This is a genomic window from Pedobacter sp. ok626, assembly GCF_900100435.1.
In the GTDB taxonomy this organism is placed as follows: domain Bacteria; phylum Bacteroidota; class Bacteroidia; order Sphingobacteriales; family Sphingobacteriaceae; genus Pedobacter.
The window spans coordinates 77356-101558 of the sequence record NZ_FNEX01000015.1 but is presented as its reverse complement, the minus strand read 5'-3'; the positions used below and the strand labels follow the sequence as shown (position 1 = coordinate 101558).

Sequence of the window (24203 nt, the reverse complement as noted above, 5' to 3'; positions counted from 1 at the left end):
GGCTCCTGAAGAGGAGCAAAGAGCGCCTAGGTCTTCTCTGAGAAGGTATATTTTTATCTCACCCAAAGCAATGAAAATAATGTAAAAGCATGATGTTGAAACAAAATATACCTTCTGTGAAGAGGCCTAGGGAGATTTTTTCGATTCTTCATCGGAAAGAGATCCCAGACTCTGAATAGAATGGTTTATTTTGCCTTTACTTTGCCTTTATTTTGACACTATTAGAGAGAATTCCTTAAGATCACTTTTGCTGGATCTCGCATTGTAATCGTCGTTTTTGTCAGGATAGCTTTAGCTGCTTCTTCTCCCATTTTATTAAAATCGGTACTGATTACGGTAATTCCGTTTTCCAATATTTCTTTAACTGCGGTATCATTATAGGAAATCAGTCCAATGTCTTTCCCTAATTTCCATTGATTTTTGCGGGCCAATTTAATAATGGAAACATCATCCTGATCATATCTGCTAAATGTGATGTAGGCATCGCCTTGTTTACAATGATTTTCATCCACTGTGTTGTAAATGATATGTTTTTTGCGGTTCAACTTACAGAAAGCCTCGAAGCCCTTTATTACCTCTTTGGCATGAAATGCTTCTAGAGGTGCAATTAATACCAATCTAGAGTATTTCTCCAGCTGTGGAAGTAGCTCAGTAAGCGATTCTTGAATATCCGTTTTATAGTCCTGATAAATGCAGGTATAATCCCCAGTCAGGTTTTTTTCTTCATAATCCAGTATGATTCTCTTTTGTGGGGGGATGCGGTTGAGGACTTCGGTAGTGTTACCTTGTAGGAAAGTTGTGATTATAAAATGAGTGTAATTGGATAGATTCTCATCAACAAGTTTTTCGAATACTTTAAAATTGTGATGATGAAAATATACATCTACATCTGCCTGACCCTTAATTGCTTCTAAAAAAGACTGATATACCCGATCCCTTAAGACATTCATTTTATCAAGAATCAGGCATATCCGATAGGGTTGATAGTGCGTCTTCTTCTTTACATAATAACCTTTTCGGTATTCGGCTTCTATTATTCCTTTTTCAGATAAATAGCTAAGGCCTTTTAATGCCGTTTCCTTACTGATTTTTAATTTTTCAATTAATTGGTTTAAAGATGGGAGCCTGTCGTTAATTTTGAGTTCGTCTATTTCAATGAGATGGTTAATATATTCTGCTAACTGCAAATATTTCAATCTATGTGTAGAGACAGCAGATGAGTCGGTGTCTATACTTTGTTTATCAATTTTAGATTTTGAATCTTGAGGCATATATTTTTTTGTTGCCTTGCAAAACTAACTGATATTTTCGATAAAACACAATCCATACCAAACCAAACCAATTAGATTGTTAATTATTTTTATTTCGGTTGTTTTGTTTTTTATTTCACTGGTTTTAAATGTTTTGTGGTTTTGTTTTTGGCTACTGAGCAGGATTTTTTGAGAATAAAAGATAAATAATGTTTGAAAACTAAGATTAATTTATATTTTTGTTTCAATGGTTTAAACCAAACCAGACCAAACCAAATATGAGCAATGTATTATCATCCAAAAAATCGGGCATTATATATTTTTTCATCCCGATATTATTTGTCTTTAATCTTGTTTGTAACCAATGTATGGGAGACTGGCCCCATGATGAGAATTCCTGCCAGGCGTAAATCTGATCAAGGGGCCGGTGATAAATTGATAGATGGAGATCAATTATAGTATGAAATATAAAAACACTGAAAAAATGAAACATATAAAAAAATCTACCTTACTGCTCATTTTGTGCCTTATTACTGGTTTATCATTTGGGCAAAGCAATCCTAAGCATTTAAGGCTATTTATTATTGGTAATAGTTTTTCTCAAAATGCGTCAGCGTATTTACCAAATTTTACAAATGAAAAGGGAACTGAACTGACTGTTGGTAGAGCAGAATTAGGTGGTCATTCTTTAGAGCAGCATTGGGGATATGTGGAGGCTGCAGAAGCCAATCCTGAAGACCCTAAAGGAAAACCTTATAAAGGTAAATCCTTGCGTATGCTTTTATCAGCAGGTACCTGGGATGTCGTTACGTTACAACAGGCTTCTTATTTTTCTGCCGATCAGCAAAGCTATAATCCCTACGCTCAAAAACTATACGATTTTATTAAAAAAATCCAACCGAATGCCAGGATCATTATTCATCAAACCTGGGCTTATAGAAGTGATGCTCTAAAATTTGGAAGAGTAGCGCCAGAGCAGTTGGCTAAAGATCAGACTGAAATGTGGAAGAAGTCAAGAGCGGCTTATCACGCACTAGCCAAACAGTTGAATGCGAAAATTATGCCTGTAGGTGATGCTTTCTATGAAGTGGCTTCAGATAAGGTATTTGGTTTTAAAAAGGATACTGCTTTTGACTATGCAAATCCGGTGTATCCCAACCTGCCGAACCAGGTAAACTCTCTTAACATGGGCTATTACTGGAAAGATAACAAAATGGTGTTTGATCCAAATCATGCCAATGAAGCGGGTAGATATCTAGGCTCATTAATCTGGTATGCGACGCTATTTAATGAATCTCCATTAAAAATTGAGTATGTGCCTAATAAAGTTCCTGCGGATTTTGCTGCTTATTTAAAAACAGTAGCGGAAAAAGTAATTAAAAATTTAAAGACAAATAAATAAACCAATCGCATGAATTCAATAATAGATACCTCGGTTATCGTCGTTTTTTCAGTGTTTATTATGGTTATAGGTTTGCTGTTTTCGAGAACGGGAAGAAACCTGAAATCATTCTTTGCGGGTGGCGAGGCGGTGCCTTGGTTTATCGGTGGCTTATCCCTTTTCATGAGCTTTTTTTCTGCGGGTACTTTTGTAGCATGGGGTTCAATCGCTTATAAATATGGATGGGTAGCTGTTACTATTCAATGGACCATGTGTATCGGAGGATTAATAACAGGCTTATATATCGCGCCAAAGTGGAAGGCAACGGGAAGTTTGACTGCAGCTGAATTTATAAAAGACAGATTAGGTGCTCACGTACAGAAAAGCTTTATTTATATTTTTATGTTGGTCTCACTGTTCATCAAAGGATCAGTGTTGTATTCGGTAGCTAAATTGGTAGGGTCATCTTTGGAGTTTCCCTTAGTGCCTGTTACCCTTATTTTAGGGATACTCATGATTGCTTATACTGCAGTTGGTGGTTTATGGGCAGTTATGGTTACTGACATTTTGCAATTTGTAATCCTCACAGCTGCCGTTCTTTTGATCATTCCTTTGGCATTTACAGAGGCTGGTGGCGTACAAACATTTTTGACTAAAGTACCCCATGATTTCTTTAATGTAGTTAATGGGGAGTATACCTGGGGCTTTATTGGTGCTTTTGCACTGTATCATATCTTTTATATCGGTGGAAACTGGACTTTCGTACAACGTTATACCAGTGTAGATACCCCAAAGTCTGCTTCTAAAGTGGCGTTTCTATTTGCTGGATTATACATTTTAAGTCCGGTATTGTGGATGCTACCCCCAATGATTTATCAGACGATTAATCCAGGTCTTACGGGTTTAGAAACTGAAAATGCTTATTTAATGGTTTGTAAGCAAGTTTTGCCAGCAGGATTGATGGGCTTAATCTTGACAGGTATGTATTTCTCAACGTCGGCATCAGCCAATACAGCTTTAAATGTGGTGTCTGCAGTTTTTACAAATGACATTTATAAAGGAACAATTAACCCAAAGGCGTCGGATGAGAAGCTGATGAAGATTGCTCGTACTTCATCTTGGTGCTTTGGTTTTGGTATGATTGTAATTGCGCTTATTGTACCCTATATAGGAGGAATTGTTGAATTTACATTAAGTGTAGGCGCAATTACAGGCGGACCATTATTGGCTCCACCAATATGGGCATTGTTTTCTAAACGTATTACAGGCAAAGCGACTATCACCATTACCATGGTCAGTCTGGCCGTTAATTTAATATTTAAAATAGTGTTGCCACTTGTGCTTGACTATAAACTCAGTCGTGCAAGTGAAATGCTGCTTGGTGTATTACTTCCTTTTATTTTGCTTTTGATTTATGAACTGTATGCAGCTTATAAAGGGAAAGTAAGCGCGGAGTATTTGCAATTGCAAGAGCTCAAAGCTTATCGTGCGGCAAATGTGCCTGTAGTTGATGAAGAAGAGGTAGCAGAGATCAAAAGACAAAACAAGTTCGGTTTACAGGTCATTTCATTTTCATTGGCATTTATCGCATTGCTATTGTATATACTTTGCGCTTTTACCAGTAAAGGAACATCCATGGTGGCCGTTATTGCTACTGTAATTTTATTGAGTGCATGGATTCCACTAAACGCATCATTTAAGAAAGTACATTAATATAAAATCTATAACATTATTGGGTTCACCCAAATATTTACTATGATAAAATCAGAAGGAACAGATGCCCGTAGCTTGGTATCTGAAAAATTAAGTACAGCGTTTTTAGTAGTTGGAGGCGGATTGTCTGGGGTTTGCTCAGCGATTACTGCTGCGCGTAAAGGTCTCAAAGTTGTTCTTGTGCAAGATCGGCCCGTTTTAGGCGGAAACTCGTCTAGTGAAGTTCGATTATGGATCCTTGGCGCTACTTCACACATGGGGAATAACAACCGATGGAGTAGGGAAGGTGGTGTTGTTGATGAGATTTTGGTAGAGAATACTTATAGAAATAAAGAAGGTAATGCCTTAATTTTTGATACCATCTTATTAGATAAGATAGCTGCTGAGCCTAATATTACTCTTTTGTTAAATACTGTAGTTTATGAGGTTCATAAATCAGATAAGGATACCATCTCATCGGTAAAAGCTTTTTGTAGCCAAAATTCAACCGAATATATCATTGAAGCACCTTTGTTCTGTGATGCATCTGGAGATGGAATTGTTGGCTTTTTAGCGGGAGCGGCCTTTAGGATGGGTGCTGAAAGTAAAGAGGAATTCGGGGAGAAATTTGCACCAAGTACTGAGTATGGCGAACTCCTGGGGCACAGTCTTTATTTTTACAGTAAGGATACAGGTAAGCCAGTGAAATTTGTGGCGCCAGATTTTGCACTAAAAGACATTACGAAGGAAATTCCACGTTTCAAAAGCTTTAATGCCAAAGAATATGGCTGTAAATTATGGTGGCTTGAATATGGTGGAAGGCTAGATACTGTACATGATACTGAAAAGATTAAGTGGGAACTTTGGAGAGTAGTCTATGGTGTATGGGATTACATTAAAAATTCGGGTGAATTTCCTGAAGCAGAAACCATGACATTGGAATGGGTAGGCACTATTCCAGGGAAAAGAGAGAGCCGTCGATTTGAAGGAGATTATATACTTCGTCAGCAAGATGTGGTTTCTCAAAATACCCACACAGATGCAGTAGCATTCGGGGGCTGGTCAATAGATCTCCATCCTGCTGATGGTGTCTTTAGTGAAAAACCAGGCTGTAATCAATGGCACAGTAAAGGCATTTATCAAATCCCTTATCGTTGTTTATACAGCAGAAACATCAAGAATCTTTTCTTTGCTGGAAGGATTATTAGTGCTTCACATGTGGCATTCGCATCAACGAGAGTAATGGCCACTGCAGCGCATGTAGGTCAGGCTGTAGGGATGGCTGCATTTCTGGCCAACAAGCATGAGCTAAACCCAGCAGATTTATTGCCTAAAAACTTTATGGAAGATCTGCAAAAGGAATTGTTGAAAAGTGGTCAGCATATCCCTGGATTTGAGTTGGCAGATGATGAGGATCTTGTGCAATCTGCTGAAGTTTCTGCATCAAGTGAATACGTTTTGAATAAATTGCCTTTAGATATATTGAAAGATCTGGATGTGTCTGTCGCACAAATGCTGCCATTGAATAAAGGTAAAGTGCCTCAGGTTACTTTCTATGCGGAATCATCAGTGGATACGACACTTGATGTAGAGCTGCGTATTAGCGGAAAATCGGGTAACTATACGCCGGATGTGATATTGGAGAAGAAAGTATTGACGATTGTACCGGGCGAGAACCGTTTGCATGTGGATTTTGCTGCGACATTAGTCGAAGATGCATATGTGTTTATCGTAATACACAAAAATCCCTCGGTGAAAATCTATCATTCTGAACATCGTATTACTGGAGTGCTTTCTGTATTTAACCTCGTGAACAAAGCGGTGTCTAATTATGGCAAGCAAACGCCAGCGGAAGATATTGGTGTTGACGAATTTGAGTTTTGGTGTCCACAGCGTAGGCCAGAAGGTCACAATCTGGCCATCCAGGTAGAACCTGGACTTTCTAAATTTGCCGCAGAAAATATTAAATCAGGAGTTTTTAGACCGACCACAACACCTAATGCCTGGGTTGCTGCATTAGCGGATCCTAAGCCATCACTCAACTTAAAATGGGATAAAGAACAGAAAATAAGGACTATTGAATTGTTTTTTGACACGGATTATGATCATCCAATGGAATCGGTATTGATGGGCCATCCGGAAAATGTGATGCCTTTTTGTGTGAGAAATTATGAGATTAAAGATAGCAATGGAAACATTATATATACCAAGAAAGATAACTATCAAACCAAAAATATTATTGTACTAAATGAACCAATACATACTGATAGTATTACTATAAACCTGGTGCATCCATCTCAAAGTACACCAGCAGCATTATTCTCAGTAAGATGCCACTAAGCATCATGCTATAAGCAAAATTGCCTTCTGCATCATGCTGACACAAAATTTGCCTTCTGTGAAGAGACTTAGGAGATTTTGCCTTTTTCAGGCAAAAGATCCAGACTCTGAACAGAATGGCTAATTTTGAATCCTATAAGCGCATCGCCTATCCCCGGCAATAATATGATTCACTCTCGTGATATTGACATCTTCTCCGAGTACAAACTTAAATGTATTGAGCTCTGAAGTACAAAAACCTTGACAAATTTGTGCTGCTGCGCAAATAGGGCAGTGGTTTTCAATCAACAGGTAACCCTTTTCATCCTTGCTGTATTCGGCCATGTAACCTTCCGCTGTTCGGATGTTTACCAGTTGTTGTATTCTTTCTTCTAATGTAGTTGATTGTTGTAATTGTTGACTGTATCGTTGCTTGGCTTTTTGCTCGCCAGCTGATATAATTGTTTGGAGGGCTTCTTCTCCTAGCGTTTCTTTAATTTGCTGGATCAATTTCACCGTAAGTTCCGCATGGGTGTCTGGAAAGCCTTTGTTACCAAGCTCAGTTAAACTGAAGTATTGGGTAGGTCTGCCAACTCCCCTTGACTCATGGGTAGATTGTATTAAACCTTCTTCCGTAAGCTTAAGCAATTGAAGTCTGGCTCCTTCACTAGTGATTCCCAGTTCTTTAGATATGTCCGCGGAAGTTAAAGCACCACGAGTCTTCAGTAACATTAAAAAACGATTTGTCTTCATAATCTAATAAAACAAGTGTTTAGTTGTTTTATTAACAAAAGTACTAACTTTGCTGAACTTATAAGAATATCAGGAATTATAATTTCTCCATGCACGGTGATGTAATCCCTATTATTTGTATTAATTACTTAAAACAGACAACAATGGATTTTTATTACCTCAATTCCTTTTTTCTTCAGCCTACCGGACCGCCGCTATATTAACCTGGCCTTAGCGGGTATCCAGTAACATTTTAATTGCAGCCGACTGCCCTGAAACCTGATGTTTTTGGGAGTACTGGGATTCTTACGGCTATTTTTTAACTAATACATAAAACAAATACTGTCATTATGAAATCAATACAATTACCATTATTAATAACACTGCTTTTTTTACAGGCATGTGGACCTGAGCAGCAAACGACTCAGGTAGAAAGTATTCAGGAATATCCTGTAACGACGATTGAACGGCGTGAGGCCATTATAAATACGGAATACCCAGCTACTATTCAGGGACAGCAAAATGTAGAGATTCGTCCGAAAGTCGACGGCTTTGTCGCGCAGATTTTTGTGGATGAAGGTGCATCAGTGAAAAAAGGGCAGCCTTTATTCCGAATCAATGCGCCACAATACGAGCAGGAAGTAAGAACAGCTGCTGCTGCGATTAAAAATGCGGAGGCGGAAGTGAATACCGCAAAAATGCAAGTCGAAAAAACTTTACCACTTGTAAAAGAGGGGATAGTGAGCGATTACGAATTGAAATCGGCTAATTTTAATTTACATGCTAAAGAAGCTGCGCTTGCGCAAGCTAAAGCTAGTCTTGCAAATGCACGTACCAATTTGGGTTACACGCAGATTAATAGCCCAGCTGACGGTGTAGTGGGCGCTATACCATATAAGACAGGAAGCTTGGTTAGCGGTGCTTCGCCACAGCCATTGACTACAGTATCCAACATTGCTCATGTTTTTGCTTATTTCTCTTTTAATGAGAAACAGTTTTTAGACTTCGCGGAAAGTTTTACAGGTAAAAGTATGGCGGATAAGCTAAAACACTTCCCTGCGGTTACACTTTTACTGGCCAACGGTACGATTTATAAGGACAAAGGACATATGGAAAGTATTGGTGGATTGATCAACACAGAAACCGGTGCGGTGAATTTAAGAGCCGGATTTCCTAATGCTGAGGGAGTGATTAGAAGTGGAGCTAGTGCAACCATCAGGATCCCTATGCCAGTAAAAGATGCTGTGCTTATCCCGGCCAGCGCTACCTATGAAATGCAGGAAAAGCTGATGGCTGTAGTAGTAACCAAAGATGGAGTAGTAAAGCCTATTGAAATAGAGATCATGGACATTCCTTCCGGTGAATTTTATGTGGTGAAGAAAGGCCTAAATGCCGGCGATCAGGTGGTGACGGAAGGAATGGGGAGCCTGAAAGAGGGAACGAAAATCAAAGCCCTGATTGCTAAAAAATAGATAAGATTTTATACGAAATACAAAATAACCATGTTAAAGAAGTTTATAGACAATCCGGTATTATCTACAGTAATATCGGTGATCATTGTCATGTTGGGCTTGCTGGGCTTGTCCTCCCTGCCCATTTCCCAATATCCTGATATCGCACCTCCGGCAGTTGAGGTCAGTACATCCTACCAGGGCGCCAGTGCTGATGTAGTGATGAAGAGTGTGATTACCCCGCTAGAGGAGCAAATCAATGGGGTGGAGAACATGACTTATATGACCTCCAAAGCCAGTAACGACGGCAGTGCGAGTATCACCATTAATTTTAAGCAGGGTACAGATCCGGATATGGCTGCCATCAATGTGCAGAACAGGATCACTAAAGCAACTAGTTTATTGCCTGCTGAGGTAATTAAAATGGGAATCACGACCAGTAAAAGATTGAATAGTGAGGTGTTCAGCTTTCTGTTGTATAGCGAAGATGGAAAGTATGACCAGAAATTCCTGGATAATTATTTAAAGATCAATATCATTCCTCAGATCAAAAGGATTCAGGGAATTGGAGATGCACAAGTTTATGGCGGTAAAGATTATAGTATGCGAATCTGGTTAAAACCTGATGCGATGGCCGCTTATGGTCTTATTCCTGGCGATATTGTAAAAGCACTTGCAGAACAAAATATTGAAGCTGCCCCAGGTAAGGTGGGAGAGAACAGCAATCAGAGTTTTCAGTATACGCTAAAATATACTGGTCGCTTCGAAAAGGCTGTAGAGTTTGAGCAAATTATTCTGAAATCGGTTGGGAGCGGACAGGTACTTAAATTAAAGGACGTAGCTGATATCAATCTTGGCTCATTTATCTATTCAAGTACTTTGACTGCGCAAGGACAGGAATCGCCCTATGTGGCCGTGAGTCAGACTTCCGGATCGAATGCGCATGATATCATTAAGCAATGTGAAAAGATCTTAAAAGATGCAGAGAAAAGTTTCCCCAAAGGGATTAAGGTCGGGGTGTTTGCCAATGCTAACGAGTTTCTGGATGCATCAATCTCTAAACTGATCTTTACGATTATTGAGGCCTTTATCCTGGTATTCATAGTGGTGTTTATTTTCTTACAGGATTTTCGTTCAACCTTGATTCCGGCTATTGCAGTACCAGTGGCCATTATCGGAACTTTCTTTTTCCTGAAGTTGTTCGATTTTACCATTAACTTGTTGACTTTATTTGCTTTGGTACTCGCTATAGGTATTGTAGTAGATGATGCCATTGTAGTGGTAGAAGCAGTGCATGCAAAACTCGATCAGGGGGCGAAATCGGCTAAGAAAGCGACTATGCATGCCATGAGCGAGATCAGTTCTGCGATCATTTCCATTACGTTGATTATGGCGGCTGTGTTTATTCCCGTAACCTTTGTGACGGGGTCTGTAGGTGTGTTTTATAAACAATTTGGGTTAACACTAGCCGTAGCGATCATTATTTCCGCTGTTAATGCATTGACTTTGAGTCCTGCTCTATGTGCCTTATTACTTAAGCCTCATCATGCTCATGATCAACCTAAAAAGGGATTTATGCAGCGGTTTTATGATAGTTTTAATGCTTCGTTCAGCGTTATGACCAATCGATATAAAAAATCGGTGATTTTCTTGATCAACAAAAAATGGCTGGCATTTGCTGGTATCGCCTTATTCTCTTTGTTGTTTTGGTTTTTGGTTAAAACAACACCGACGGGTTTTGTTCCCAATGAGGATAGTGGATCTATTTACGGAAACGTAATTCTTCCGCCAGCGACTTCGTTGGAACGCACAGAGATCATTGCAGATCAGATCGATAGTATTGCACGCTCTATTCCTGAAGTCGAACTGTCGTCCAGACTTGCGGGAATGGATTTGATGAGTGGTACCGGAAGTTCATACGCAGCCATCTTTATTCGTTTGAAACCATGGAAAGAGCGGACAAAAAAAGGACAGGATATTAAGAGTATTGTTGGGCAATTGTTTGCTAAGACCGCTGAAATTAAAGGTGCTAATATTATATTTTTTGCAGCGCCAACCTTACAGGGATTTGGAAACAATGATGGTTTTGAATTCCAGTTACAAGATAAAACCGGCGGAAGTTATAAAGCCTTTGATGCCGTAATAGGCAAGTTTATGGGGACACTTAATCAGCGCCCTGAAATTATGTATGCAGCCACTTCTTATAATACTGGCTTCCCGCAATACGAGGTAAGTGTAAATGTAGCCAAATGTAAAGAGGCGGGGGTTGCTGTAAATACGGTATTGGAAACTTTGCAAGGTTATTTAGGTGGTATTTATGCCTCTGATTTTAATCGTTTTGGTAAACAATACAAAGTAATGATCCAGGCGGAAGCTTCGCAAAGAAGTAACAAAGAAGCATTAAGCAAAATTTTCGTTAGAAATGATCAAGGGGTAATGGCGCCGATTTCTGGTTTTATCACACTGAAAAAAACCTATGGTCCTGAGTTTATTAACCGTTTTAATCTGTTTACAGCAGGCGCCGTAAACGGTGCGCCAAAACCAGGATACAGTTCTGGTGATGCGATCAAGGCTATTCAGGAAGTTGCAGCAGAAACTTTGCCACAAGGGTATACCTTTGAATTCTCTGGTTTAACGTTGGAAGAATTATCTAGTGGAAACCAGACTTTGCTAATTTTTATACTGAGCCTGCTCTTTATTTATTTCCTATTGAGTGCACAGTATAAGAGTTATATTTTGCCTTTCTCGGTGTTGTTATCCTTACCGATCGGTTTGGCAGGAGCATTCTTGTTTGCCCGGTTATTTGGCTTAGACAACAATATATTTCTGCAAATCAGTCTGATTATGTTGATCGGTCTATTGGCAAAAAATGCAATCCTGATTGTTGAGTTTGCACTGATGCACCGATTGAGTGGCAGAAGTCTTGTTCAATCTGCTATAGGTGGCGCAACGGCCAGGTTACGACCAATCCTGATGACTTCTTTTGCTTTCATTTTCGGCTTATTGCCTTTAATGCTTGCAACGGGTGCAGGTGCAATCAGTAATCGCTCTATCGGAACGGCTGCTGTAGGTGGTATGCTGATTGGGACCATATTTGGCGTATTTGTAATCCCTGTATTGTTTGTCGTTTTTCAATCCTTACAGGAAAAGATCTCAGGTACCGCAAAAACCAATGAAATTGAATAAGTCAATAAAGAAAAAAGAAAATGAAATCATACATAGGATTAATGTTGCTTCTCGTGCTTGCTTCCTGCAAGCTATCGAAGGAGTATCAAAGACCAGCGTTAAATACCACAAAGCTATATAGGGATCATGAGTCTGTAGATACCACTAATATAGCCTCTTTACACTGGAACAAGTTGTTTGCTGATACCATACTAAATGGTTTGATTGCTGAAGGGTTACAACAAAATATAAATCTGAAGATAGCATACGAACGTATCATAGCTGCAAAAGCTGGCTTTCAGCAGAGCAAGTCGGCCTTTTTACCCGACTTGAATGGTAATGCCAGCATTAAACAATCCAAATTGGCCTTCCCACAGGGATTCGGAATTATTAGTTCCACTACGCAATATGATTTGGGCTTAACCTCAACTTGGGAAACTGATATATGGGGTAAGTTAAAGAGTGCTAAAAAAGCTGCATTGGCCAATCTGCTGCAGACCGAAGAAGCGCGTAAAGCTGTGCAAACTCAGCTGATTGCCGAGGTCAGTAATCGTTATTTTACTTTATTGGCTTTAGATCAGCAACTGTTGATCTTAGAACAAACTGTCAATAATAGAAAAACAGATGTGCGTACAATGAAGTCTTTAAAAGCCGCTAATGTAGTAACCGGAGCGGCTGAGGTGCAAAGTGAAGCCAGCCAATATGCTGCTGAAGTGGCTATCCCAAAATTAAAGCGACAAATCAGAGAAACTGAAAACTCCTTAAATGTGCTGTTGGCAAGGCCATCAGCTACGATTAATAGAGCTTCCTTAAATGATCAGCAATTATTGGTCGATCTTAAAGTTGGTTTGCCTGTACAGTTGTTGCAAAACAGGCCCGATGTGAAACAAGCAGAATATGCTTTTATGGCTGCGTTTGAAAATACAAATGTAGCGCGTAAACTATTTTATCCTTCTCTTACTTTAACGGCTTCTGGAGGTTTTACCAGCTTTAGCCTAAAAGATTGGTTGACTCCAGATGGCTTATTTGGTAATATCGCAGCTGGAATTGCACAGCCCATCTTTAATAAAGGAGCAAATAAAGCCAGGCTAATTACTGCAAAGGCGGCTCAACAGGAAGCAGCATTGGTATTTCAAGGATCTCTGTTAAAAGCCGGAGAGGAAGTCTCCAATGCATTATACGCTTATCAAACTGCTGTCGAACAAGAAAGGATCAGAGTAAAGCAATTGGCCGCATTAGAAAAGTCAGTTGATTTTACAAAGAAGTTATTGCGCTATAGTTCGGCTACAAATTATACAGATGTACTTACCTCTGAACAGAATTTGTTATCGGCACAATTGGAAGGAGTTGATGATAAATTGCAGCAGTGGCAGGCTGTGATTGGGTTGTATAGAGCGCTTGGCGGCGGTGGTAAAGGTGAAAATTAAGCGTTCTCCTCTAAGGCTGGAATCTTTGCCTGAAAAAGGCAAAGTTCCTAGGCCTTTTCGGAGAAGCTAAATTTTCTTTTAAGCAGTTGTGTTAGAAAAGCTTTATAGAATACCGTATTTTTTTGTGGTTTAGGCAGGTTATGCATCATGTTGAAACAAAATTTGCCTTCTGTGAAGAGACCTAGGAACTTTTGCCTTCTTCAGGCAAAAGATTTTTCGGGAGTACTTATTGGATTGTGTCCTCAAGAGTGCTTCGCAGTTCCAGACTCTGAATAGAATGGCTAATTTTGATTTTTAAAGCAGTTGATAATCTGGTAACTCTTCAATAAAAGCAAACTGCGAACTTTGATGATCTATAATCGCATAGCAATGCCTTAAGCCATTCGTTACCACCAACCATTTGGTTTTATGTACGGAATTATATCGGGCAGCCTGGTCAAATACAGATTGTGTGATTTTTACAGCCGGAGCTTTACATTCTATCACCATAATTCTTTCACCTAGATTGTTGAAGATAACGATGTCGGTTCTTTTCTGGAGCTTGTTGAGCGTTAATCCTCCTTCTATTTGGATCAGGGATTTTGGGAATTTCTTAACAAAGACCAAAAATTGGATAAAATGCTGTCTTACCCATTCTTCGGGCGTTAATACCAGGTGCTTTTTCCTTATCTCATCAAATATAAAATACTGGGTATCCTTAAGGGTGATTTTGAAAGGATATTCAGGTAGGTTAAGTGGAGTAGGTATAAATGACATCGGTCTTTATTACAGGAAGAAAGGAAAAACCCGGTAGCCGATCATAATTATAAATCTTAACACGATGAACACAATCAAGGCCGTTTTAACGGTTTGGTTTTTAATGGTAACCAGAAAGAATAGCATTACAGCTAAAGTCACAATATCTGATGTCCAGCCATATACTTTATAAATCAGGTCAATTCGAGCAAAGTCTCCACCATTTTGGGATACAAATGGGGTAACTAGTTTTTGAATCAGGAACATGACCATCGAAAGCAGATAATCTACTCCAATAATGATCAACAATGCTTTGATGGTTTGATGATCGTCTTTTGCCTGTATCTCCGGGGTAATCATGGTTGTTCCGCAGTTTTTGCAGAATTTTGCTTCCGGAGCATTGGGTGCATTACATCTAATACAATTCATAAGGAGCAGTTTTTAGTTGAAATAATCACTTTTTTCGATAACCATTGTACTTGCGGCACGGTCGCCCAGCCTTCTTCCATCCTCAGTTGCCAATACCATAATCGGTTCTATAAATCCGCCAACAATAGGAACGATACCCATCAACATCATAATGATATTTCTTAAGAATGATTTCTGCTTCGTACATGGCATATTGGTTTCGAGATCAATAACCATGAGTTTCATGGCTTTTTTGCCTGGACTCTGGCCCGTTCCGAAACTATCTTTAAACATTTGGAAGGCTATCGGGATTAGGAATAGTAATATGCCAACAATACAAAATGCGGCAGCCTCTTCTTCCTTACTTCCGTATGCGGCAATAAAAGCCAACACGAAAATCACTGCTGCCGGTATCATCAATGCAAGAAAAATTAAGCCATCTAACAAAGACGCTACGAATCTATTGCCAATTGAGGCTTTGTAATAGGCTTGGCCAACTTGTGGCTGACGTTCAAAAGGATTGTGAACTTGAGGTTCAGTTTGTTCCGCAGAACTGTTGGTCGCTATAAGCCGGGCGCCATCATTGATGCAAAACTTTACATCTGAAGGGTAGCTGGTTTTGCATATTGGACATAAATGATTCATAGGTAGGTATAAATGATAATTGTGCAAAAGTAGACAAATTTTTTATCTAAGTTTACAGCATTATATGAGTGCTGCCGACATAATAAAAGACATCAAAGCAAGAAAGTTTAAGCCTGTTTACCTGTTACATGGTGAAGAACCCTATTACATAGATCAGATCATCCATTATATGGAAGAACATATTCTGAATGATATGGAGAAGGGTTTTAACCAAACTGTTCTGTATGGAAAAGATACAGATATGGCTACGGTAATGAATGCCGCTAAACGTTACCCAATGATGTCTGATTATCAGCTGGTCGTAGTGAAGGAAGCGCAGGATTTGAAATGGGCCAAAGAAACTGAAGGCAATAGCAAAACTGCAGAATTTGTATTGAGTTATTTCGAAAATCCCTTACCTAGTACAATTCTGGTCCTGGGGTATAAATATGCCAATTTTGATAAACGCAAAAAGATCTATAAAGCGATCGATAAGAATGGTGTGGTTTTTCAATCAGACTTGGTACGCGATTACAAACTTGCGCAATGGATTGACGAGCTAGTAAAGGAAAAAGGTTACAAAATAGCCCCGCAGGCATCAGCCTTAATGGCGGAATATCTGGGGGCTGATCTTTCAAAAATTGCCAATGAAGTAGAAAAACTGTTGTTAAATATTAGCAAAGAAACTACTATCGATACAGATATTGTACAGCGAAATATTGGTATTAGTAAAGAGTATAATGTATTTGAATTACAGAAAGCATTGGCGGTAAAAAACGTGCTGAAGTGTAATCAGATCATTAATTATTTTGCCGACAATCCCAAGGCCAACCCTATGGTGATGGTAATGGCCAACCTCAATGCCTATTTTACCAAAATATTGAAATATCATTATTTACCCAACAAAGGTGATGCAGCCAAAGAGTTAGGGGTAAATCCATTTTTTGTTAAAGATTTTGAAACTGCAGCTCGCAGTTATAGCCTCCCTAAAACATTTGACATCATTAGTTTGATGAGGGAATATGATTTGAAAAGCAAAGGCGTAGATAGCACTGGTAACACCACAGATGGGGAGTTATTGAAAGAGTTGTTGTTTAAAATGCTGCATTAACATTAATTATCGAGCCATTGTTTAAATGCAGCGGCTTTTTCTCTGCTGATAAAAATTTCTGCTTCAGGATACTTGTGTAAAATAACCTTCAGCTTACCATTAAAGAAATTATGGATGTCTTTAATACTGTTTATGCTGATGATATGTTGTCTGTTTGCCCTAAAGAATACTGCGGGGTCTAACTGCTCTTCCATTTCGTCCATGGTATAAGGAACAGCATGTTCCTGTCCTTGATTAAGTACCAGATGGGTGATTTTAAACTCAGAATAGATATAATCAATGTCCTTTACTACGATCGTTTTGTACCCATCATTTATTTGAATTAAAAAGCGCGAGCGATAAACCGGATCCTGTTTTTTAATGATATCAATAAGATTAGAAATCATAGGATCGGCCTGCTGGTTACCTGTTAGCTGTTTGTGTTTGGCCAGTGCTCCAGCTAATTCCTGTTTATGGATAGGCTTTAACAAGTAATCTATGCTGTTTACTTTAAATGCGCGTATGGCATATTCATCATATGCGGTCGTAAATATAACTGGTGTTGTAATATTACAGGCAGAGAAAATCTCAAAACAAAGCCCGTCTGCCAGTCTAACATCCATTAAAATAAGGTCAGGCTGTTGATTTACTGAAAACCATTCAATACTGTCGGCCACACTTTCCAAAATCCCTACAATGGAAATATCAGGATTAAGTTCCTTAATCATCGCCTGTAATCTGTTCGCGTTATGTATCTCGTCTTCAATAATCAGTAATTTCATCGCTGGGATTTTAAATATTCATTAAGGGTAATTTCACGATAAACAAGCTTTCAGTTTCTGTAACCTCAGGTAATTTATCGGATAATAAGCGGTAACGACTTTCAATATTTTTTAAACCAGTGCAGGTAGATGGGATGTTATAATTAAGTCGTTGCAGGGAATTGGTGATCACCAAATTTTCCTGATCATCCTCATTAATATTTATCGTGAGTGGTTTCGAACGTGAGGCTGTATTGTGTTTAATCGCATTCTCTATGAGTAATTGCAAAGTAATAGGGGGGATTCCTTTTTTAAGCACCTCATCACTTAATGTTACTTGCATTTTTATGTTTTCGCCTAGACGGATCTTGATCAGGTAAAAATAGGCCTCAGCAAAACGAATCTCTTCTTCTACTGAAATGATGTTTTTATGGACGTTAATGATCATGTACCGATATACTCGGGAAAGGTTTTCTAGAAAGTGTTGAGCGGAATTAGCATCCTCAGCGATGAGCGCAGAAAGCGTGCTGAAGTTGTTAAACATAAAATGGGGATCGAGTTGCATTTTGAGCGATTGTAGCTCTGATTCGAGTGCAATCTGTTTCAATTCGGCAGCCTTTAAATTTAAGTTTGATGTTTCCAGCATAGCGGCTTTCCATTGTTGTAAAAAGAAATTACCCGTAAAAATTAAGCTGATCAATACAGATAAGAGCATACTCACCACAAATGACTGTCGCAGGGCTAATGAATTCAGATCGTCAAGCCTGGTTTCTCCTCCAAAAACGCTTAAGGTCGCATGTAAGTAAAAATAAAGGAATAGGATCGAAGCGATAATCTGGATACTAAACTGAAGGAAAAACCTTGATATTGGATAGGATACCCAGGGCACTTTACGATCTAGTGCTCGCGCAATAGCTAAGCTAATCTCTGTAATTAACAAACAAAATATGGACACGAATCCCCATTCTGTAAGGATTTCCGTTGTATCTCTTTTGAAAAACCCAGACCAGGGCCTATAAGGGTCGATCATATAGGCCAACAAATAGAAGCCAATAAACACTACAGGGATAATGATAAACCTGAAATATTTATAAAAGTCTTTTGATTCTTTCTTTAATGTCATTGATTTTATACGAGCTTAATGTACAAGGATACCACTTAAAAGCCATTCTGATCAGCAAAACTAACCGAATACCATAAACTTAAGGCCAGAACGGATAATTCCACTCCTCAACCGATAGCCGAGTCGAACTATAAATTTACACAAATGAATTTCATTTGAGTTTGCTCATGCGTCGCTTCAGTCTCAAAATAGACAAGTTCAGTCAACTTTTACCCCAGCCACTTCCAGGTAAAATTACTTTTGCAGCTTCAAAATTTTCAATTCGAAAGACATTATGAAATTAAATAAAATATCATTTATGCTTTTTGTGATGGCAACGGTCTTTATTCCTTCGCATATTTTTGCGCAGACCGACAGCACAAAGACAGTATTGCAACAAGCATCGTTGCAGGATGTGATTAACTATGCCCTTAAAAACAAACCAGGTGTAAAACAGACCCTGGTAGATGAAGAAATTGGCGAACGTGATATCAAATCTGCACTTTCAGGCTGGTTGCCACAGATCAATGCGGATGCGAGTTTTAACCACAACATGAAGCAACAAGTAAATGCTTTAACTGTTGATGGACAGACTTCGTACATGACTTTAGGTACTAAAAATACTTCGGGTATTACTTTACAAGCCGACCAGCAATTACTGAATGCAGGTTTGATTCAGGCTTCTAAGTCAGCAAAGTATTACAGACAGCAGTATAAACAAGGTACTGAAAATACTAAAATCACTACGGTGGTTGAAGTGAGCAAGGCTTTTTACGACATTCTGACCAGTCAGGAGCAGTTTAAAATCATCAATGAAAACATTTCCCGTTTAGAAAAACAATTTAAAGATGCCAAAGCACAGCATAGTGCAGGTTTAGTGGATAAAACTGACTTCCAAAGAGCTCAAATCAGCTTAAGTAACGCTAAAGCTGATAGAAAAAGAACACAGGAATTGTTAAAATACAAGTATGCTTATCTAAAATCTATTATAGGTTACGATGCCGGTAATGATTTAAGTCTGGTATTTAATGAAAAGGGCATGGAGCAGGAGGTGTTGTTAGATACGGCACAGGTACTTAATCCACGCAATAGAATTGAATTTAAACAATTAGAAACCCAACGTCAGTTACAACAAATCAATACTTCCTATAACAAATTGGCATATATGCCTAAGCTGTCTGCTTTTGCAAACTACAGCTGGAATTATATGAACAACGATTTTAAAGATTTATATAGTAACTCGTACCCAGGATCAATGGCAGGATTGAAATTGAGTATCCCAATTTTCCAGGGAACCAAGCGTACTCAGGAAATCCGTAAGTCGCAATTGTTGGAGAAACGAATTGATTTAGACCTGGAGAATACCAAAAACCAGATTAATAGTCAATATGAGCAGGCGATAGCAACTTATAAAGCGGGTTTAAACGATTGGAAAACTGCAAATGAGAATCAAGAAATCTCTAAACAAGTTTACGGAACGATAAAGCTTCAGTACGATGAAGGGATTAAAACATACCTGGATCTGATGACTGCAGAAACCGATCTAAGAACTACACAACTCAATTATCTAAACGCACTTTACAGTTTGCTTTCCGCAAAATTAGATGTGCAACAAGCATTAGGAACAATAACCATTACTCAATAAAATCAGCAATGAAACTCAATTCGATAAAACCAGGCATTTTAATATTAGGCGCTGCTATTTTAGCATCATGCGGGAGTTCAGAAAAACCAGCACAAATGGCAGCAGCCCCTGCAGCCATTCCAGTAAGTGTTTATACGGTAGCTGAAGAAGACGTTACCACGGTCGATACCTATCCAGGCGTGGTTGTGGCATTAAATGAAGTTGAACTAAGAGCAGAAGTAGGTGGTTATATTACAGGGATCTTTGTAAAAGATGGCCAAAAAGTAACTAAAGGACAGAAGCTTTATGAAATAGACCGTACCAATTATCTGGCTGCTTATAATTCAGCAAAAGCCAATGTTCAAGTCGCTAAAGCAAATCACGATAAAAGTAAAAAAGATGCAGAACGCTATACCAATCTGGCAAAACAGGAAGCTGTTGCCAAGCAACGTGTAGATTATGCATTAACAGATCTGGCTAATGCTGCATCTCAGGTTGCAGTAGCAGAAGCTGCTTTGGCTACTGCAAAAGCAAACCTTAACCGCTCAGTTATCGTGTCGCCACTAACAGGTACTATCGGTATCTCACAAGTAAAGGTCGGCGCATTGGCAAGTCAGGGAACGACCTTGCTAAACACCGTTTCAGCAAATGATCCGATTGCGGTTGATATTGCCGTAAATCAAAAAGATATTCCACGATTTCTTAAGCTACAGCAAAATGCCTCAACCGTTAAAGATTCCGTATTCAGTATAGAACTTCAGGATAAAAGCGTGTATAAGATGGCGGGAAAAATTGTAGCGGTAGACCGTTCAGTTGATCCTGGAACAGGAACGATAAAAGTAAGAATCAGTTATCCCAATACATCAGGTATGTTGTTGAGCGGTATGACTTGTAACGTTAAGGTTTTAAACAAAGCCGAAAGCAAGCAGGTAACGATTCCTTATAAATCGGTATCAGAGCAATTAGGGGAGTATATGGTATATGTAGTTGGTGATAGCAGTAAAGCGCAGCAACGTATCATTAAGCTTGGCTCGGAGACAGGAGAAAAGATTGTGGTATTGAACGGCTTACAGGCCGGTGAAGTAATCGTTTCGGAAGGAGCGCAAAACGTAAGACCAGGTTCGATAGTTCAGGCAGCTACAAAATCTCCAGAGGTTGCAGCAACGCAGCCTGTAAAAAAATAGTTTCAAAATATTTTAAGACATTATGATCTCAGAAGTTTTTATAAAACGTCCGGTAACGGCGATTGTTATCTCCATACTGATTGTTATGGTGGGTATCATTGTACTGACAGGGCTACCCATAAGCCAGTACCCGAATATTGCACCGCCGACAGTAACGGTGAGTGCCACCTATACCGGTGCAGATGCACAGACCGTTGAACAAACTGTAACCACACCTATTGAAAGCCAGATTAATGGTACACCAGGTATGAAGTACCTGACCTCATCTAGTACTGCCGATGGTAGATCTACCATTACGGTAACTTTCGAAGTAGGCACCGACATTGATATTGCTGCATTAGATGTGCAGAATCGTGTTGGTATTGCCGAACCCTCATTGCCGGAAGCGGTAAGAAGGTTAGGGGTAACCACAAAAAAGGCAAATACAGATATGTTGATGGTGCTTGGATTGTATTCCCCAAAGGGCACCTACGACCAAAAGTTTTTATCTAATTACGCTAACCTATATCTAAAAGATGCCCTGCTAAGGGTTCAGGGAGTCGGGGATGTAATGTCTTTCGGACAGCCATTTAGTATGCGTGTATGGTTAGATGCCAATAAAATGGCCGCTATGGGCATTACTCCGGCAGAGGTTTCGGCAGCTATTCAGGAGCAAAACACACGTATTCCAGGTGGTAGTGTAGGTGGACCACCACAGAAAGGTAACCAGACTTTTGAGTTCTCGGTAATTATGGATGGTGACCTGAGTACTGAAGAAGAATTCAAAAACATTATTGTAAAAACTTCCGAAAACGGTTCGGCAGTTTATTTGAAAGATGTTGCCAGAATTGAACTGGGTGAATTTGCTTATAGTATCAATGCGCAGATCAACGGTAAGTCGGCAGCGATGATGGGGGTTAACCAGACTCCAGGGGGTAATGCGGTACAAACTTATGAAGGGATTATTAAAACGCTTGATAAGTTAAAACAATCTTTCCCTGAAGATTTGGATTATACCATCGGATACGAAACGGTATCTATTGTAAATGTATCTATTGATGGCGTAGTTAAAACCCTGATAGAGGCCTTGATATTGGTAACTATAGTGGTATTCCTGTTCCTTCAAAGTTGGAGAGCAACATTGATCCCTGTATTGGCCATCCCGGTTTCCATTATTGGTACCTTCATCTTCTTTAACTTGCTGGGTTTCTCGGTAAACGTGTTGACGATGTTTGGTTTCGTCCTCGCCATCGGTATTGTGGTAGATGACGCCATCGTTGTGGTGGAGGCCGTACAGCATTATATGGACCACGAAGGTTTATCGGCCAAAGAGGCGACCATGAAAGCGATGAGAGACATTACAGCGCCCGTTATTGCCATTGCATTAATTCTGGCTGCGGTATTTATTCCAGTAGGATTTATTCCAGGGATGGTTGGTCAGTTGTATCAGCAGTTTGCCATCACAATTGCCATATCTGTATTGATCTCCGCATTTATTGCCTTAACATTAACGCCTGCACTGTGTTCATTGATGTTAAAACCAATGAACATTCATGAAGATTCAAAAGGCATAAATAAGTTTTTCTATAAGTTCAATGCCTGGTTTGCACGCGTAACCAGTAAATACTCTAAAGGAGTACAATGGTGTTTGAAAAAAGCGCCTTTAGTAATGGTATTATTGGTGTGTATTTATGTAGGTACCGTTGGTTTGTTTAGTGCAAAACCATCAGGATTTATTCCGAATGAGGATGCTGGGGTATTCATTATGGGTGCCACTTTACCAGAAGGTTCATCTGCAGTAAGAACGGATGCTTATGTTGCCAGGATTATTGAAACGATCCGTAAGGAGAATCCTGAAATCAAAAATGTGACCTCTATTTCTGGAATGAACATCTTAAATAGTTCATTTAAATCCAATGCCGCTACATTCTTTGTGCAGTTACACCATTGGAATGACCGTAAAAAGGATGTGTCAGCTGTAGTCGCTAATGTGCAAAGCGCTTTTGCAGGTGATAAGGAAGGTAATTTAATTGCCGTACAGCCACCTCCAATTCCGGGTTTAGGTTTCAGCGGTGGTTTTACCATGCAGATTCAGGAGCAGCAAACTGGTGATATTAAGAAATTCCAGGAGGTAGTGGGCAAGTTTTTAGGCGCGGCAAATCAAGATCCGGCTATTGGAATGGCTTATACTTTATTCAATTCCAATACGCCAAACTATAAGATCAATGTAGATCGCGATCAGGTGAAGAAGATGGGCGTGTCCATTGGGGCTGTTTACAGTACGATATCTGCTTACTTTGGTAGTGCCTACATTAATGATTTTACTAAATATGGCAGAAGCTTTAGGGTTGTTGCTCAGGCCGACACCAATTACCGGAGCAAGATTGAGGATTTGAATCAGCTTTATGTGAAAAACATAAAAGGAGTTCCGGTTCCTTTGACTACAATGGTTTCTTATAAAAAGATAGAGAATCCTTCAGTTATTAATCATTATAACCTGTTTAGGTCTATTGAGATTAGTGGGGCTGCAAAACCAGGTAAGAGTAGTGGTGAGGCATTGGCTGCTTTAGAGAAAGCAGCGGCCGAAAACCTACCAGCTGGCTACAATTACAACTTCTCCGGAATGAGTCAGCAGGAACAAGAAGCAGGTGACAGTACCACAGTTATATTTGCACTAATTATTGTTGTCGTATTCCTTTTATTGGCCTCTTTATATGAGAGTTGGTCTGTTCCATTTTCAATTTTACTAAGTGTTCCATTAGGTTTATTCGGTGCTATTTTGGCATTGATGTTTTTACCTCACCTGGATAATAACATTTATGCTCAGGTAGGTTTAATTACCCTGATCGGACTTTCGGCGAAGAATGCGATTCTGATTGTTGAATTTGCAAAAGAGCGTGTTGACTGGGGAATGGGACTTATTCCTGCAACAATGGAAGCTGTTAAATTGAGGTTACGACCAATTGTGATGACCTCTGTGGCATTTATTTTAGGGGTTATTCCTTTGATATTGTCGGTAGGAGCAGGAGCGGTATCCAGACAAACGATTGGCTGGACAGTAGCTGCGGGGATGTTGTCGGCAACTATTCTGGCCATATTTATCGTGCCTGTATTGTTTGTATTGATTACAAAACTGGCTTACGGAAAGCAGAAGTTAGCCGAGTTGGAAGCAAGCTACAGTGCGGATGCGCATAAAGATACTTTGCATGCAGATCCGGATATTGAAGATTAAGATTTAGCGGCAAAAACGAAGAGCGGGTGTATCAAAATCATGATACA

Annotated in this window: 17 protein-coding genes; 10 read left to right on the top strand and 7 right to left on the bottom strand. The window is 39.4% G+C overall.

All coding sequences use genetic code 11. The features are described from left to right. Nucleotides 1-221 precede the first annotated feature (221 nt). A complete protein-coding gene (locus tag BLS35_RS19755) occupies nucleotides 222-1271 on the bottom strand; it encodes a GntR family transcriptional regulator (protein ID WP_090784557.1) in 1050 nt (349 codons plus the stop codon). Between the two features lie 463 nt (nucleotides 1272-1734). Between BLS35_RS19755 and BLS35_RS19750 the strand changes: the two genes are divergently transcribed. The 3 genes from BLS35_RS19750 to BLS35_RS19740 are packed head-to-tail and all read left to right on the top strand — an operon-like array spanning nucleotide 1735 to nucleotide 6663. Continuing rightward, the gene (locus BLS35_RS19750) at nucleotides 1735-2652 is read left to right on the top strand and encodes a DUF4886 domain-containing protein (protein WP_090784767.1); all 918 of its coding nucleotides are present in this window, start codon (nucleotides 1735-1737) and stop codon (nucleotides 2650-2652) included. 9 nt (nucleotides 2653-2661) lie between these two features. Further along, nucleotides 2662-4344 carry a sodium:solute symporter family protein gene (locus BLS35_RS19745; RefSeq protein WP_090784555.1) on the top strand — a complete coding sequence of 561 codons (1683 nt, stop codon included), beginning with the start codon at nucleotides 2662-2664 and terminating at the stop codon, nucleotides 4342-4344. 42 nt (nucleotides 4345-4386) lie between these two features. Continuing rightward, the gene (locus BLS35_RS19740; RefSeq protein ID WP_090784553.1) at nucleotides 4387-6663 is read left to right on the top strand and encodes an FAD-dependent oxidoreductase; all 2277 of its coding nucleotides are present in this window, start codon (nucleotides 4387-4389) and stop codon (nucleotides 6661-6663) included. A gap of 120 nt (nucleotides 6664-6783) precedes the next feature. On the opposite strand, the gene BLS35_RS19735 is transcribed toward BLS35_RS19740, so the two are convergent. Then, nucleotides 6784-7374 (bottom strand): helix-turn-helix transcriptional regulator, encoded by a 591-nt coding sequence (locus tag BLS35_RS19735; protein ID WP_254778980.1) that lies wholly within the window; start codon nucleotides 7372-7374, stop codon nucleotides 6784-6786. A gap of 350 nt (nucleotides 7375-7724) precedes the next feature. Between BLS35_RS19735 and BLS35_RS19730 the strand changes: the two genes are divergently transcribed. From BLS35_RS19730 to BLS35_RS19720, 3 genes are read left to right on the top strand one after another with little or no spacing between them, the layout of a single operon-like run. Then, nucleotides 7725-8846 carry an efflux RND transporter periplasmic adaptor subunit gene (locus BLS35_RS19730; protein WP_254778978.1) on the top strand — a complete coding sequence of 374 codons (1122 nt, stop codon included), beginning with the start codon at nucleotides 7725-7727 and terminating at the stop codon, nucleotides 8844-8846. 30 nt (nucleotides 8847-8876) lie between these two features. Then, complete coding sequence (locus tag BLS35_RS19725; protein ID WP_090784545.1) at nucleotides 8877-12011, top strand: efflux RND transporter permease subunit; 3135 nt, start codon at nucleotides 8877-8879, stop codon at nucleotides 12009-12011. 20 nt (nucleotides 12012-12031) lie between these two features. Then, entirely contained in the window at nucleotides 12032-13417 is a 1386-nt protein-coding gene (locus BLS35_RS19720) for an efflux transporter outer membrane subunit (RefSeq protein ID WP_090784544.1), read from the top strand. 294 nt (nucleotides 13418-13711) lie between these two features. On the opposite strand, the gene BLS35_RS19715 is transcribed toward BLS35_RS19720, so the two are convergent. The 3 genes from BLS35_RS19715 to BLS35_RS19705 are packed head-to-tail and all read right to left on the bottom strand — an operon-like array spanning nucleotide 13712 to nucleotide 15205. Then, nucleotides 13712-14173 (bottom strand): type I restriction enzyme HsdR N-terminal domain-containing protein, encoded by a 462-nt coding sequence (locus BLS35_RS19715; protein WP_090784542.1) that lies wholly within the window; start codon nucleotides 14171-14173, stop codon nucleotides 13712-13714. Nucleotides 14174-14182: 9 nt separating this feature from the next. Beyond that, a complete protein-coding gene (locus BLS35_RS28090) occupies nucleotides 14183-14581 on the bottom strand; it encodes a zinc ribbon domain-containing protein (protein ID WP_090784539.1) in 399 nt (132 codons plus the stop codon). Nucleotides 14582-14593: 12 nt separating this feature from the next. Next, complete coding sequence (locus BLS35_RS19705) at nucleotides 14594-15205, bottom strand: RDD family protein (RefSeq protein WP_090784535.1); 612 nt, start codon at nucleotides 15203-15205, stop codon at nucleotides 14594-14596. A 64-nt stretch (nucleotides 15206-15269) separates the two neighbouring features. Here BLS35_RS19705 and holA point away from each other — a divergent pair, with 64 nt between their 5' ends. Next, the gene (gene holA / locus BLS35_RS19700; protein ID WP_090784532.1) at nucleotides 15270-16295 is read left to right on the top strand and encodes a DNA polymerase III subunit delta; all 1026 of its coding nucleotides are present in this window, start codon (nucleotides 15270-15272) and stop codon (nucleotides 16293-16295) included. A 2-nt stretch (nucleotides 16296-16297) separates the two neighbouring features. Here the strand turns inward: holA and BLS35_RS19695 are convergent, their stop codons facing one another. Both BLS35_RS19695 and BLS35_RS19690 read right to left on the bottom strand, forming a co-directional pair. Then, the gene (locus tag BLS35_RS19695; protein WP_090784528.1) at nucleotides 16298-17056 is read right to left on the bottom strand and encodes a LytR/AlgR family response regulator transcription factor; all 759 of its coding nucleotides are present in this window, start codon (nucleotides 17054-17056) and stop codon (nucleotides 16298-16300) included. 10 nt (nucleotides 17057-17066) lie between these two features. Continuing rightward, nucleotides 17067-18158 (bottom strand): sensor histidine kinase, encoded by a 1092-nt coding sequence (locus BLS35_RS19690; RefSeq protein ID WP_090784525.1) that lies wholly within the window; start codon nucleotides 18156-18158, stop codon nucleotides 17067-17069. Nucleotides 18159-18432: 274 nt separating this feature from the next. Between BLS35_RS19690 and BLS35_RS19685 the strand changes: the two genes are divergently transcribed. From BLS35_RS19685 to BLS35_RS19675, 3 genes are read left to right on the top strand one after another with little or no spacing between them, the layout of a single operon-like run. Beyond that, the gene (locus BLS35_RS19685) at nucleotides 18433-19782 is read left to right on the top strand and encodes a TolC family protein (protein ID WP_090784522.1); all 1350 of its coding nucleotides are present in this window, start codon (nucleotides 18433-18435) and stop codon (nucleotides 19780-19782) included. 8 nt (nucleotides 19783-19790) lie between these two features. Next, complete coding sequence (locus BLS35_RS19680; protein ID WP_090784519.1) at nucleotides 19791-20945, top strand: efflux RND transporter periplasmic adaptor subunit; 1155 nt, start codon at nucleotides 19791-19793, stop codon at nucleotides 20943-20945. Nucleotides 20946-20967: 22 nt separating this feature from the next. Continuing rightward, nucleotides 20968-24156, top strand: a complete 3189-nt coding sequence (locus BLS35_RS19675; protein WP_090784515.1) for an efflux RND transporter permease subunit — start codon at nucleotides 20968-20970, stop codon at nucleotides 24154-24156. Nucleotides 24157-24203 lie beyond the last annotated feature (47 nt).